This window comes from Candidatus Palauibacter sp., assembly GCF_965213655.1.
In the GTDB taxonomy this organism is placed as follows: Bacteria; Gemmatimonadota; Gemmatimonadetes; order Palauibacterales; family Palauibacteraceae; genus Palauibacter.
This window is the reverse complement of sequence record NZ_CBDBZT010000003.1, coordinates 2,162,049-2,175,145: the sequence shown is the minus strand read 5'-3', so window position 1 is coordinate 2,175,145 and position 13,097 is coordinate 2,162,049. Positions and strand designations below refer to the sequence as shown.

General features: G+C 67.1%; 10 protein-coding genes. 8 read left to right on the top strand and 2 right to left on the bottom strand.

What is annotated here, in order from left to right:
* Positions 1-170 precede the first annotated feature (170 nt).
* The 4 genes from ACOOGH_RS11805 to ACOOGH_RS11790 all read left to right on the top strand — a co-directional run bounded on the left by ACOOGH_RS11805 (position 171) and on the right by ACOOGH_RS11790 (position 3,369).
* A complete protein-coding gene (locus tag ACOOGH_RS11805) occupies positions 171-1,688 on the top strand; it encodes an amidohydrolase family protein (protein ID WP_420449100.1) in 1,518 nt (505 codons plus the stop codon).
* An 80-nt stretch (positions 1,689-1,768) separates the two neighbouring features.
* Positions 1,769-2,035, top strand: coding sequence for a hypothetical protein (locus tag ACOOGH_RS11800; protein ID WP_420449099.1), 267 nt, complete (start codon positions 1,769-1,771; stop codon positions 2,033-2,035).
* Positions 2,032-2,481: a type II toxin-antitoxin system VapC family toxin gene (locus ACOOGH_RS11795; RefSeq protein ID WP_420449098.1), complete on the top strand. Its 450-nt coding sequence runs from the start codon at positions 2,032-2,034 to the stop codon at positions 2,479-2,481. The genes ACOOGH_RS11800 and ACOOGH_RS11795 overlap by 4 nt, the downstream gene beginning before the upstream one ends.
* A 108-nt stretch (positions 2,482-2,589) precedes the next feature.
* The gene (locus tag ACOOGH_RS11790; RefSeq protein ID WP_420449097.1) at positions 2,590-3,369 is read left to right on the top strand and encodes an SDR family NAD(P)-dependent oxidoreductase; all 780 of its coding nucleotides are present in this window, start codon (positions 2,590-2,592) and stop codon (positions 3,367-3,369) included.
* Here the strand turns inward: ACOOGH_RS11790 and ACOOGH_RS11785 are convergent.
* On the bottom strand, positions 3,366-4,535 hold the full coding sequence (locus ACOOGH_RS11785) for a hypothetical protein (protein ID WP_420449096.1): 1,170 nt from the start codon (positions 4,533-4,535) through the stop codon (positions 3,366-3,368). The two genes, ACOOGH_RS11790 and ACOOGH_RS11785, sit on opposite strands and share 4 nt — an antisense overlap.
* A 16-nt stretch (positions 4,536-4,551) precedes the next feature.
* On the bottom strand, positions 4,552-5,622 hold the full coding sequence (locus ACOOGH_RS11780; protein ID WP_420449095.1) for a branched-chain amino acid aminotransferase: 1,071 nt from the start codon (positions 5,620-5,622) through the stop codon (positions 4,552-4,554).
* Between the two features lie 215 nt (positions 5,623-5,837).
* Here ACOOGH_RS11780 and ACOOGH_RS11775 point away from each other — a divergent pair, with 215 nt between their 5' ends.
* The 4 genes from ACOOGH_RS11775 to ACOOGH_RS11760 are packed head-to-tail and all read left to right on the top strand — an operon-like array spanning position 5,838 to position 13,085.
* On the top strand, positions 5,838-7,373 hold the full coding sequence (locus ACOOGH_RS11775; protein ID WP_420449094.1) for an amidohydrolase family protein: 1,536 nt from the start codon (positions 5,838-5,840) through the stop codon (positions 7,371-7,373).
* Positions 7,374-7,405: 32 nt separating this feature from the next.
* Positions 7,406-10,435 carry a prolyl oligopeptidase family serine peptidase gene (locus ACOOGH_RS11770; protein ID WP_420449093.1) on the top strand — a complete coding sequence of 1,010 codons (3,030 nt, stop codon included), beginning with the start codon at positions 7,406-7,408 and terminating at the stop codon, positions 10,433-10,435.
* 11 nt (positions 10,436-10,446) lie between these two features.
* On the top strand, positions 10,447-11,739 hold the full coding sequence (locus ACOOGH_RS11765; protein WP_420449092.1) for a 6-bladed beta-propeller: 1,293 nt from the start codon (positions 10,447-10,449) through the stop codon (positions 11,737-11,739).
* A complete protein-coding gene (locus ACOOGH_RS11760) occupies positions 11,739-13,085 on the top strand; it encodes a YfcC family protein (protein ID WP_420449091.1) in 1,347 nt (448 codons plus the stop codon). The genes ACOOGH_RS11765 and ACOOGH_RS11760 overlap by 1 nt, the downstream gene beginning before the upstream one ends.
* The last annotated feature ends 12 nt before the right edge of the window (positions 13,086-13,097 follow it).

Sequence of the window (13,097 nt, the reverse complement as noted above, 5' to 3'; positions counted from 1 at the left end):
GCGCACGCCCCGGGATCTCTATTTCGGGACAAGTTCGGCACGAGCATCTTTTTATACGGGATTTATACGGGTGCTGCATTCCGGAGATCCCTTGAACGTGCTCGGGCGGCGATTGACGGGTCGCGGCAGGAGCACCGATTGTGCCGAAACCGAGATGCGGAGGTGCCGGAATGACTCGTCGATTCGCCGTTACACTGGTCGTTGGTTTCGCCCTTGCCTCGCCGCTCGCCGCTCCCGCGGCCGGCCAGGAGACGATCGCCATCGTCGGCGCCACGGTCATCGATGGGAACGGAGGCGATCCGATGACGGACGCCACCGTGGTTGTCGATGGCTCCCGGATCGTGGCCCTGGGGCTTCGGGACGGCACGGCCGTGCCCGATGGGGCGCGGGTCATCGACGGGGCGGGGAAGTTCCTCACCCCCGGCTTCGTGGATACGAACGTCCACACGAGCCTCTACGGCGCCGGCTTCGGGAAGCACCGGAAGGAGAATGCCGTCTTCTACTGGGAGCGCGGGGCGGAGATCGCCCTCGAGGCCGCGCAGATGCACCTGAAGCACGGCGTGACGCACCTGCGCGACAGCTACGGCCAGCTCCCGCAACTCATCGAGGTGCGCGATGCGATCGCCGACGGGCGAGAAGTGGGTCCCCGGATGCAGGTCGCCGGCAACATCGTCGGCTGGGGCGGCGCTTTCTCCGTCACCTTCTCCCTGATCGCCGACTCGGATCTGTCGCTGTGGGAGGAGCAGTTCTCCGACCACCTCGCGCAGGGCGCCGGCGAGGACCTCATGGACATGTACCCGGAGGAGCTCCGCGTCGCGATCAACGACTACCTCGACAAGGGCGTCGACTTCGTGAAGTACGGGGGCAGCAGCCACTGGTCCTACCCCACGATGATCGGCTTCTCTCCCGAGGCTCAACGCGTGATCGTGGAGGAGACCCACAGACGCGGGCTCGTCGCCGAAACGCACGCCACCAACCCGGAGAGCCTCCGACTCGCCGTCGAAGCGGGCATCGACCTCATCCAGCACCCGGAACTCCTGGCCGGCCGTCCGTATTCCGAGGAGTTGCTGACGCAGATCCGCGAGCGCGGCGTGATCTGCTCGATGCTTGTGAACACGATCACGGGCGACGCGTGGGAGCAGCACCTCGCGGACGTCGCAGCCGCCGAGGCGCGTCTGGCCGACCCCGGGAACTCAGCCGAGTGGGGGCGGCTGCGCCGGCCCGTTGAGCGGGAGAAGACGTCGTTCGAGCTGCGCCGGGAGCGCAATGCTCTGGGCCATGGGGACGCCATGCGCCGCGAGAATGCGAAGAGCCTCATCGACGCGGGCTGCATCGTCACGCTTGGCACGGATAACTTCCCCGCCGCCGACATCCAGTTCCTGCGCGAACCGAAGCCGATCTGGCAGGAACCGGGCATCGGCACGCTGATGGCGATCGAAGGCCTCGTCGAACTCGGGATGACTCCGTCGGAGGCCATCGTGGCCGGAACCCGCAATGGCGCCCTCGCCGCCCGCGGCCTCGACGATTTCGGAACGATCGAGGTCGGCAAGTTCGCGGACCTCGTCCTCCTCGATGCGAACCCGCTCGAGGACATCCACAACATCCGCAGGCAATCGATGGTGATGAAGGAGGGGAAGGTCATCGATGTCGACGCCCTCCCCACCCGGCCAGTGATGTTCGTCCGCTGATCAGACAACAGGGACGCACGCCGAACCGTTTCGATAGGCGTATTGCTTGCCCATACGATACAGTATGGGTAGTATGGGTCATGAAGACGACCATCGACATTCACGGCGAGCTTCTCGTTCGGGCCAAACGGTACGCCAGGGATAACCAGCGTTCACTTCGGTCCGTCGTCGAAGAGGGTCTGAGGCGGGTACTCTCGGCGCGTCGGACCACTTCCAGGTATCGGATGCCGGACTGCAGTCAGGGAGACCCCGGCGACGAAGATCCCCTGGTAGCCTACACGTGGCAGGACCTATCCGAGATGATCTACGAGCCGCGACGGATCTACAAACATCCGGGAACGCGGTGATTGCCGTAGACACCAACATCCTGGTGTACGCGCATCGTCGAGAATCGTCCCTCCACGAGTCGGCGCGCGAAATGCTCAGGGGTTTGACCGAGGGCGATCGAGATTGGGGCATCCCTTGGCCTTGCTGCTACGAATTCTTCAGCGTCGTGACGAACCGGCGCATCTGGCACGACGCGGCGTCACGGCCCGACGAAGCCTGGGTCCAGATTCGCGCCTGGACCGAGTCCCCCTCCAACCACTTGCTGGGAGAGACGGACGGTTTCCTCGACCTGCTTGAGCGTTTGATCACACGCGAGCGCATCCGCGGCCCACTCGTCCACGATGCCCGAATTGCCGCGCTATGCCTGGCCCACGGCGTGGAAGCTCTTCTCACGCGAGATCGCGATTTTGCGTTATTCCCTGAACTCGTCACGCTCGACCCGTGGGAGCGAAGGGCCGAGCCTTAGGCTCCCGCCAATAGCCGCCGGATGGTCGCCCTGGCGATGCCGTGAGAAGAGGCCGTGGACCCATCGACCGGCTGGCGGGGGGACGAGACGGCGGATAGCGTCCGGCGCATGGATCTGAAACTGAAGGGCAAGGTCGCGGTCGTCACCGGCGGGAGCCGGGGGATCGGCCTCTATGTCGCGCGGGCGCTGGGGGCGGAGGGCGCACGGCTGGCGCTGTGTGCACGCAATCGTGATCCGCTCGAGGCGGCGGCCGAGTCGCTGCGGGCGGACGGTGTCGCGGATGTCCTCACGGTGGCCTGCGATATCGCCGAGGAGGACGGAGCCACTCAGCTCGTGGAGGCGGCAGTCGGCCGCTACGGCGCGCTGGACGTGCTCGTGAACAACGTCGGCGGCAACCGGCGGGGGAAGTTCGAGGAGACGAGCGACGAAGACTGGCTGGACATCCTCCAACTCAACGTCCTGTCGGGGTTCAGGGCCAGCCGGCTCGCGATCCCCCACATGCGGGCGGCGGGCGGCGGGTCGATCGTGTTCGTGTCTTCCGTCTTCGGGCGCGAAAAGGGCGGCCCGGGGCTCTCGATCTACAACACGACGAAGACGGCGCTGATCTCGGCTGCCGGGATCATGGCGCTGGAACTGGCCAAGGACGCCATTCGCGTGAACTGCGTTGCGCCCGGCTCCATCCAGTTCCCCGGCGGGAGCTGGGACAAGCGGGTGAAGGCCGATCCCGAGGGGATGCGGGAATTCGTGGAGGCCAACCTGCCGCTGGGGCGCTTCGGGCGCGCCGACGAGGTGGCGGACGTCGTTACGTTCCTGGCGTCGGAGCGGGCAAGCCTGATTACGGGCGCCTGCATCGCGGTGGATGGTTCCCAGGGCCGCTCCCTCATCTAGGCGAAGCGGACCAGCTTCACGTCCAGTTCGCGCGTCGCTCCCTTCGGTGCCCGCCACTGGATCAGGATCGGGCTCTGGTACGTCCCCCAGGGGATCTCGCCTTTACCCTCGCCGTCGCGGTGGATTACGGGGAGGCTGACCTCCCGCCGGAGGCCCTGGAAACGGCCGACCGGAAGCGCCAGCGCCCGGTTCAGCACCCGCGCGATGACGGATTCGTCCACTCCCATCCGCTCGAGCGCCCAATTGAGGATGTGGACCGCCTCAACCGTGGCCGTGTCGAGCACCGGTCCGGGAGAGGTTCGCAGCACGGTCGTTCCCATCCTGGCGACGTGAATCGCCTTCCCCGACAGGCGCAGCGCCTTCCCGGGTAGCCGGAGCGCCTTCCCCGGTAGCGACAGCGGCGTTCTCAAGACCTGCCTGCTCTGATCGGCCATGAACCGCAGGGGGCTCAGAAGCGCCCCGCGCAGATCGTTCTTCATCAGCAGCGGCTCGTACTCGTTTACCGTCAGGCTGGCGTCCGTCTCCTCGGGTGCCAGGGAAACATCGAGCCGTCCGTACGAAACCCCGTGTTCCTCGACCAGGTTCTCCAGGCGGTCGACGAAGCCGGAGCCGGGCTCCCGGAGGTCGAGGGCATCGATCGACCGCGGAGATGCTTCGGCGCTCAGACGGGCGTGGGCCACGACTTCCTCCGACCCGTAGCCCACGACCGTCGTCCGCCGATCGCGGGTGCCGCCCCTGTGCACGCCGTCGAGATCGACGAACCAGACCGGCCGCCCTGCGTCGTTGTCGTACGAGGTTGCGCTCTGGAGTCCGGCGCTGATGAACGTCAGGTGCGAGTCCGCGTTCTCCGGCTCCGTGGCCTTCTGTTCGTCCGACAGCTCCGTTCGCAGCTCGAGTTCATCGTGCTCGTAGCCGGCGTTGGGCGGAAACACTTCGTGGAAGACCTTGATGTACTCCCGCACCTTCTCCGCGTCGTGTTCGAGGCGCTGAGCGAGCCGCTGATCCAGGTATCCCGCCGTCGTGTGATGGGAGATGTAGAGGGCCTTCGGATACCGGCCGAATTCGGATCCGAACTCCTCGGCCAGCTTCGCCTGCACGTCGATGAAGTCCGTGCGCGCAGCCGGTTTGATCGACAGCGTGGTCTTGAACGGGGGATCTGACGACACGCCTACGTCCCCTCCGCTAGGGCCGCCACAGCCACCCGTGGCGATCTTCTACCCGTCCCGTCTGTATCCCGTGGAGTTCCGCCTTGAGCCGTGACGCAAGAGAGTCGGGGCGCTGCGGCAGCACGACATCCGTCCCCTCGAGGCCGAGGCGGTCGATAGGCTGGACCGTGGCGGCCGTCCCGGAGCCGAAGGCCTCCTCGAACGTCCCGGCGGCGTGCGCCTCCAGGAGTTCATCGACGGAGATGCGACGTTCCTCGCACGGGATCCCGAAATCCGCGCACAACCGAATCAGCGAGGCGCGCGTGACTCCGGGAAGGATCGTGCCTTCCAGCGGCGGCGTGATCGCGGTGCCATCGATGACGAACCACATGTTCATCACGCCGCATTCCTCGACGTACCGGCCTTCGTGCCCGTCGAGCCAGATCACGTTGTCGTATCCTTGCCTCTGCGCTTCCTGGGCGGCCAGCATGGTGGGTCCGTAGTTCGCGGCCGGCTTGTGACCGCCGGTCCCTCCGGGGAACGCCCGTACGAACTTCCGCGTCGTCACGAGACTCACCGTCTGCGCCCCCGTGAAATAAAGACCGACGGGCGTCGTCATGAGGACATAGCGGAACGAGCGCCCCGACACGACGCTGAGCGTCGGGTCCGTGCTGAAGTAGCTGGGGCGGATGTAGAGCGCGCCCTGTTCGGCGGTCGGAAGCCAGCCGCGGTCGACTTCGAGCAATTCCCGCATCGCGTCGAAGAACAGATCCTTCGGGAGTTCCGGCATCACGAACCGGGTCGCCGTGCGGTTGAACCGCTTCTGGTTCATGTCCGGCCGAAAGACCACGAGGTCGCCCTCGGGGGTCATATGCGCCTTGAACCCCTCGAACATCGAGACGGCGTACTGGAGCCCCTTGGAACTCGGATACATCGGGATCGGGCCGTAGGGCCGGATCTCCGGGCCGCTCCACTCGCCGTCGATGTTGTCGGCCACGAACATGTGGTCCGACCAGATCGAGCCGAACGGAAGGTTGTCGAAGTCGACGGAGTCGAGCCGCGAACGCTCGACGTGTCGGACGGGGAACCTGGTTGTGATCGTCGCCATTATCTCTCGCCTGTAGTCACCCTTCGTCGTCTTGCCCGCCGATTCCGTGTCATTCCCCTATCGGAGTTCAGGATGGGGCAGGATGCGACAGCCTAACGCGGACTGTCCCGCCCTGCCAACCGACGGCGTCTCCGTTGCGGCGGGCGGCTACTCGCGAGCCGAGCAAGCTGTTAGTCTCAACCGACGCACGCCCCGCTGAAACGAGGAGGTCCCGCATGTTCCGCGCAGCCCGCCGCGCTCTCTCCGTCTCCGCCGCGCTGGCCACCCTCGTCATCCTCGTCCCGAGCGGCGGGACGCTGCTGGGCCAGACGACCGCCATCGTCGGCGCGACCCTTATCGACGGGAACGGCGGCCCCCCTCTCGCCGATGCCACAGTCGTCGTGGAGGGCGACCGCATCACCGCCGCCGGGTTGCGCTCGGAGGTCGAGGTTCCAGCGGGCGCGAACGTGATCGATGGCGCCGGCAAGTTCGTGACCCCCGGCTTCGTGGACACGAACGTCCACATCTCCCTCTACGGCGGAGGGAACAAGGACCGGAAGGAGAGTTCCGTCTTCTACCGGTTGATGGGGCCCGAACTCACGCTCGAAGCCGCGCAGATGCACCTCAAGTTCGGCGTCACCCACCTCCGCGACAGCTACGGCGCGCTCCCGGAACTCCAGCAGGTGCGCGACGCCATCGCCTCGGGCAAGGCGATCGGGCCACGGCTCCAGGTCGCCGGCAACATCGTGGGCTGGGGCGGACCCTATTCGATCACCTTCGCCCTCATTCCGGAGGACGATCTCTCGCTCTACGAGGAACAGTTCTCCGACCACATCGCCCAGGGCGCGGGCGAGGATCTGATGGACCTGTATCCCGAGGAACTGCGGACGAGGATCCGCGAGTACCTCGACAAGGGTGTGGACTTCCTGAAGTACGGAGGGACGAGTCACTGGTCGTTCCCCACCCTGATCGGCTTCTCGCCGGAGGCCCAGCGGGTGATCGTCGAGGAGACGCACGCGCGCGGCCTGATCGCGGAGACCCATTCCACGAATCCCGAAGGACTGCGGCTCTCGGTGGAGGCGGGAATCGACCTCATCCAGCACCCGGAAGTGCTCGCGAACCGCGAGATGTCGGACGCTCTCGTGCAGCAGATCGTGGACCGCGGCATCGTGTGCTCGATGCTGGTGAACACGTTCACCGGCCCCGCATGGGAGAACCACCTGGCGAACCGGGCGGCGGCCGAGGAACGACTGGCCCGCGAAGCGGAGGGCGCGCAGGCGCGCGAGTGGGGCCGGCTGCGGCGTCCCGTCGAGCGCGAGAAGACGAGCTATCAGATTCGCCGCGAGCAGCGGGCGTTGGGATACGGGATGGAGATGCGCCGCCTGAACGCGCAGAAGCTCGTCGACGGCGGGTGCATTACCTCCCTCGGCACGGACAACTATGCGGGCGTGGCGCCGGAATACGGACGCGCGCCCAAGCCCATCTGGCAGGAACCCGGCATCGGGACGATCCTCGCCATCGAGGGTCTCGTCGAACTGGGGATGACGCCGGGCGAGGCGATCGTCGCCGGCACCCGCAACGGCGCCATCGCGGCCGGCGCGCTCGACGAATTCGGCACGATCGAAGTCGGCAAGCTCGCCGACCTCCTCGTGCTCGACGCCGACCCGCTCGCCGACATCACGAACATCCGGAAACAGTCGGTCGTCATGGCCGCCGGCAGGATCGTCGATGTCGACGCGCTGCCGACCGAACCCGTCTACTTCAAGCGTTGATGCTCATGAACCTCCCGAAACAGGAGAGTCGGATGTCTCCGGTCTCTGCTTCGCCCCGTCCGTCCGTCCGCCGGCGCTGGTTTACGGCCGCGGTTGCCCTCCTCCTCGCGCCCGTCGCGCTGGCCCCGCAACTGGCCGCGCAGGAAGTCAAACCCGCGCTCGATCACGAGGACACGTACCGCTGGAACTCCCTCGGCGGCCGCACGATCTCGGCGGACGGCGCTTGGCTCGCCTACGTCCTTACGCCATGGGATGGCGACCCCACGCTCGTGATCACGCGCAGCGACGGCTCCGCGGAGCGCCGGTTCCGAGGTCGCTCGCCCTCCTTCACCCGGGACTCGCGACACCTCGCCTTCCGCGTGCCGCCGGTGAAGGCGGTGGTCGACTCGCTTCGGCTGGAGGGGGAGCGGGGCGACGCCCTTCCCGGCGACTCGCTCGCCGTCGTGAATCTGGCCGAGGCCTTCGCGGACGTCGCCGGAGATGACGGCGGAGTCCGGCGCGTCGGCCCCATCGATTCCTTCCGGGTCCCGCCGGACGGGGGCGCTTTCGTCGCGTATCTCCTCTCCGACAATCCCGAGGAAGACGAAGAGGAAAGCGAAGAGGAGACTGAGGAGGAGACCGAGGAGGCCGCCGGGGAAGAAGAGGAAGGCGAAGAGGAGGAAGAAGAGGAGCGATCGGCGGAGTACGAGAAGCGGCATGAGAAGGACGACGGCACGCCGCTCGTGCTCCTGAATCTCGACAGCGGCGCGGAGCACACGTACGCCGATGTTGTTTCCTACACGGTCGCCGACGCCGGGAACGGGCTCGCGTACGTGACCTCGACGGACGACGAAGGCGGGGACGGGATCTACCTCGTGGACCCGGCCAGCGACGAGAGCGTGGAGGTGCTCGCGGGCGAGGGCCACTACGAGCAGGTAGCCTTCGACGAGTCGGGCGAGCGCCTCGCCTTCCTCAGCAACGTGGACGAGTGGGAGGTGGACCAGCCGTCCTTCGCCCTCTACCGCTCCGACGGCGGCGCCGCCGAGAAGGTGGCGGACCACGAGACGGCCGGCGTGCCCGCCGGCTGGTGGATCAGTGAGAACGGGTCGGTCTCGTTCAGCGAAGACGGGGATCGCCTCTACTTCGGCACCGCGCCGCGTCCCGAGCCCGAGCCCGACGAGGAGATCCTCGACGCCGACCGCGTGACGCTCGATGTCTGGAACTGGCGCGACCCCTACCTGCAGCCGATGCAGCTCGTGCAGGCGAACCGCGAACGCAACCGGTCGTACCTGGCCGTCGCGCACGAGGGCCGGGACGCCGTCGTGCAGCTGGGCACGGCGAGCGTCCCCGACGTGTCACGGGCCGAGACCGGCATGAGCGACTACGTCCTCGCAACGAGCGACATGCCGCACCGCCAGAAGGTCTCGTGGGACGGCCGCTACGAGGATGCCTACGCGGTGGATGCCCTGACCGGGGAGCGGCGCATCATCGTGGAGGCCGTGCGCGGCTTCGGCGGCGCGAGCCTCTCGCCGGAGGGTGCGTACGCCTACTGGTGGGACGAGACGAACCGCAACTGGAAGGCGGCGCCGATGGACGGTTCCGCAGCCGCGCGCAGCCTCACGGGCCACCTGCCGGTCGCCTTTTACAACGAACTCGACGATCACCCGCAGGGTCCGCCCCCCTACGGAGGCGCGACGTGGGTCGAGGGCGACGCCGCCATGCTCGTGTACGACCGGAACGACGTGTGGCGCCTCGACCCGAGCGGCGAGGAGCCCGCGCTCCGGCTCACCGAGGGGAGGGAAGCCGATCTCAGGTATCGGGTGCAGCGCGTCTCCGAGGGCGGAGGCGGCAACTTCTTCGGCTTCGGGTTCGGCGGGGGCGGCGGCGCGGGCGAGGGCCTGGAGGAGGGCGAGGTCCTCTTCTCCGTGTTCGACATGGAGACGAAGGCGTCGGGCTTCTCGCGCGGGCGGACGGACGAGGCCGGAGATCTCGAGGCACTGATCATGGGTGACGTGCGGTATGGCTCGCCGGCCAAGGCCGAGGACGCCGATCGCTACGTGTGGACGCGCCAGACGTTTGTCGAATTCCCCGACCTGTGGGTGGGGGATTCGGACTTCGAGAGCGCGCGCAAGGTGAGCGACGCCAACCCGCAGCAGGCGGAGTATCGCTGGGGGAGCGCCGAACTCGTCCACTGGATGTCGAACGACCGCACCCCGCTCGACGGCATCCTGATCAAGCCGGACGGCTTCGACCCGTCACAGCAGTATCCGCTCATGGTCTATTTCTACGAGCGCATGTCCGACGGGCTGCACAGCTACCAGCCGCCGCTGCCGAACCGGGCTTCGGTCCGCTTCTCCTTCTACGCGAGCCGCGGCTATGTCGTGTTCGTGCCCGACATCCCGTACGAGATCGGCTATCCGGGAGAGAGCGCGCTCGACGCGGTGGTGCCCGGCGTGCAGGCGCTCATCGCGCAGGGCTTCATCGACCCGGACCGGGTCGGCGTGCAGGGCCACTCGTGGGGCGGCTACCAGATCGCCTACATGATCACGAAGACGAACATCTTCGCGGCCGCGGAGGCCGGCGCCCCGGTGTCGAACATGACGAGCGCCTACGGGGGCATCCGCTGGCAGAGTGGGATGAGCCGCATGTTCCAGTACGAGCGCACGCAGAGCCGCATCGGCGGCACGCTGTGGGATGAGCGCGACCGCTACATCCACAACTCGCCCGTCTTCTTCGCGGACAAGATCCGGACGCCGCTCCTCATGCTGCACAACGACGAGGACGGCGCCGTGCCGTGGTACCAGGGGATCGAGATGTTCGTCGCCATGCGCCGCCTGGAACTGCCGGTCTTCATGCTGAACTACAACGGCGAGGGCCACGGCCTCGGGCGGCAGGCGAACCAGGAGGACTGGGCGATCCGCATGCAGCAGTTCTTCGACTACTACCTGATCGACGCCCCGGCCCCGCGCTGGATGGAGGAAGGTGTCCCGGCCGTCGTGAAGGGACGCGATCTCGGCCTCGAACTCATCGGCAAGCCGGTCTCCGAACAGGGCGGCGTCTCCGGCGGTAGCGGCTCCGGATAGGCATCAGGGCGGTGTCGAACCTGAGCCTCATGCGGATCTTCCGGGCGGTGGTCGGCTCTTGGGTCGTCGGCCTCGCCCTCGGCGCCGGCGCCGTGCCTGCATACGGCGCCGGCGCGTCACCTCTCCCCCAGGAAGCATCGGTCGACACGCTGGAGAGTGGCCGCATCATCGTGAGGAACCCGCTCCCCCGGCGGGGTGGAGGACCCGACGAATGGCGCCTCGTCGAGGAACTCCGGCTCGGTCAGGTGGACGGGACCGGGCCTGAAGTCTTCGGGGATGTGCACGATGTCGCCGTGGATGAGAGGGGCAACATCTACGTCCTGGATGTTGGTTCGAAGGAGGTACGGGTTTTCGACCGGGGCGGCCGCTTTCTGCGAAGAATCGCCCGCGGAGGCGAGGGGCCCGGCGAAGTGCGTTATTGGGAGTCCCTAGGCCAGGCGCTCGTCTTCCAGCCGCCGAACCGGGTCTGGATCGGCGATGGTCTTCAACAGTTGAGCTTCGATTCTCTTGGGAACGAGCTCAGCCGCATTGGAGGTTTTCCCCTCAGAGGAGGGAGGCCATGGAGCAGGATCGTTGCCGCCGACGACCAGGGATTCGTCTATCAGCAAGTACGCGTCATGGACGTCGAGCAGTCCGGCGAAGAGACCATTTCCCGTGGTTTCACCTACGGCGTGCGACTTCCCGTATACCCCGAGCACCCGAACCCTGTCCTGCCCCGGGATTCAGTGCTGCTTGACAGCCGCAGCAGTACCCGCACGATGCAGAGCAGACGAGAGAGCGGAGGTACGATCTCGGTAGGCGGCATCGTCAAGGTCTCGATTCCGAGGCGGGTCTGGGGGTTTAGCCGCGGGGAAACGGTCTGGGTGGCGAACAGGGCGGCATACCGCTTCCATGAGGTGGCGTTTGCGGGCGACACCATCCGTACGATCGAACTTGGCGATCCGCCTCCGCCTCCGCCGGACGATTCCGACGAGTCGGAGTTCGAGCCCCTGGTGGCGAATCTGGACGTGTCGCCTGAGGGTTGGCTCTGGGTGCTGCGGTTCCCGGACGACCCCGAGGATCCGGATCGGCGGCCCACATGGGATCTGTTCGACAACTGCGGCCGCTATCGCGGCGAAGTCTCCGCGCCGGCGCGAATCGCGACGATCCGGTTCGGCGGTGAAATGGTGGATCCGATCGATCTCGGTGCGGGAGGCGTGGTCCACGGAGTCGCGCGGGACACTCTGGACTTGAGCTACGTGCTCCGCCTCCGCCTGGAGAGTGAGGGCGGCGCGCCGCCGACCAGGGAGGCCTGTCCCTACTGATGCGGAAGCTGCGGTTTCCGCATCCGCTGACGCTGCTCACGGTCGCGATCTTCGCGGCCGCGGCGCTGTCCTATGTCCTGCCGGCGGGGGAGTACGACCGGCGGGACGACCCGGTGACGGGGCGCACCGTCGTCGTGCCCGGGACCTATCACGAGGTCGAGCCCAACCGGATCGGCGCCTTCGAGGCCATCGTCGCGATCCCGCGGGGGATGGCGGACCGCGCCGATGTCGTGTTCCTGATCTTCCTCATCGGCGGGGCGTTCGCCGTGTTCGATGCGACGGGTGCGCTCCGGCGCGGCATCGCGTGGCTCGTCGAGGCGCTCCAGGGACGAGAAATCCTCGCGATCCCCGTCGTATGTCTCGCCTTCGCGGCGGGCGGCGTGACGGAGAACATGCAGGAGGAGATCATCCCCCTCGTTCCGGCGCTCATGCTGCTCACGAAGCGGCTCGGCTACTCTCCGATGGTGGGGGTGGCCGTCAGCGCAGGCTCCGCGTTCGTGGGGTCGGCCTTCAGTCCCATCAACCCGTTCCAGGTTCTGATCGCCCAGCAGGTGGCCGAGGTGCCGCCGCTCTCGGGCAGCCTCTTCCGGATCGTATTCCTCGTCATCGCCCTGGGTCTCTGGATCTGGTGGACGATGCGGTACGCGGCCCGCACTCGGGTCCCCGCGGAAGAAGCGGACGCCTCTGAGCCGGACGCCGGGTTCGGATGGAGGGACGGGACCATCTTCGCGATCGTCGCCTCCACCTTCGGCATCCTGGTGTGGGGGCTGGTCTGGCTGAAGTGGGACTTCGACCACATGTCCGCGCTCTTCTTCATCATGGGAGTCGTGGTAGGGCTCATCGGGCGACTCGGCGTGACGGGAACGGCCAAGGCCTACGCGGAAGGCTTCCGCTCGATGGGGTACGCGGCGCTCCTCATCGGCTTCGCGCATGCGATCTACGTGGTCATGGTCGACGGGCGCGTCATCGACACGATCGTGCGCGGGCTCTTCATCCCGCTCGCGGATCTGCCGCTCGCGCTCTCGGCCATCGGAATGTCCACCGCGCAGGGCGTGCTGCACTTCGCCGTGCCCAGCGTGAGCGGCCAGGCGGTGCTCACGCTACCCGTGCTCGTCCCCCTGTCGGATCTGCTCGGACTCTCGCGGCAGATCACGATCCTCGCCTACCAGTACGGTGCCGGGCTGTGCGAACTGATCACGCCGACCAACGGCGCGCTGATGGCGATTCTGGCCGCGAGCGGCGTGCGCTACGAGTCGTGGCTGCGCTTCGTGATAACGCGCTACCTCATGCTGATGGCGCTCGGCGCTGTCGCCCTCGTCATCGCCCTCGCCATCGGCTACAGCTGACCCCCACGCGTT

Excerpts from the sequence above, each read along its gene's own strand:
- ACOOGH_RS11805 (WP_420449100.1), top strand. The coding sequence starts at position 171 with ATGACTCGTCGATTCGCCGTTACACTGGTCGTTGGTTTCGCCCTTGCC.
- ACOOGH_RS11760 (WP_420449091.1), top strand. The coding sequence starts at position 11,739 with ATGCGGAAGCTGCGGTTTCCGCATCCGCTGACGCTGCTCACGGTCGCG.
- ACOOGH_RS11770 (WP_420449093.1), top strand. The coding sequence starts at position 7,406 with ATGTCTCCGGTCTCTGCTTCGCCCCGTCCGTCCGTCCGCCGGCGCTGG.
- ACOOGH_RS11790 (WP_420449097.1), top strand. The coding sequence starts at position 2,590 with ATGGATCTGAAACTGAAGGGCAAGGTCGCGGTCGTCACCGGCGGGAGC.
- ACOOGH_RS11775 (WP_420449094.1), top strand. The coding sequence starts at position 5,838 with ATGTTCCGCGCAGCCCGCCGCGCTCTCTCCGTCTCCGCCGCGCTGGCC.
- ACOOGH_RS11780 (WP_420449095.1), bottom strand. The coding sequence starts at position 5,622 with ATGGCGACGATCACAACCAGGTTCCCCGTCCGACACGTCGAGCGTTCG.
- ACOOGH_RS11800 (WP_420449099.1), top strand. The coding sequence starts at position 1,769 with ATGAAGACGACCATCGACATTCACGGCGAGCTTCTCGTTCGGGCCAAA.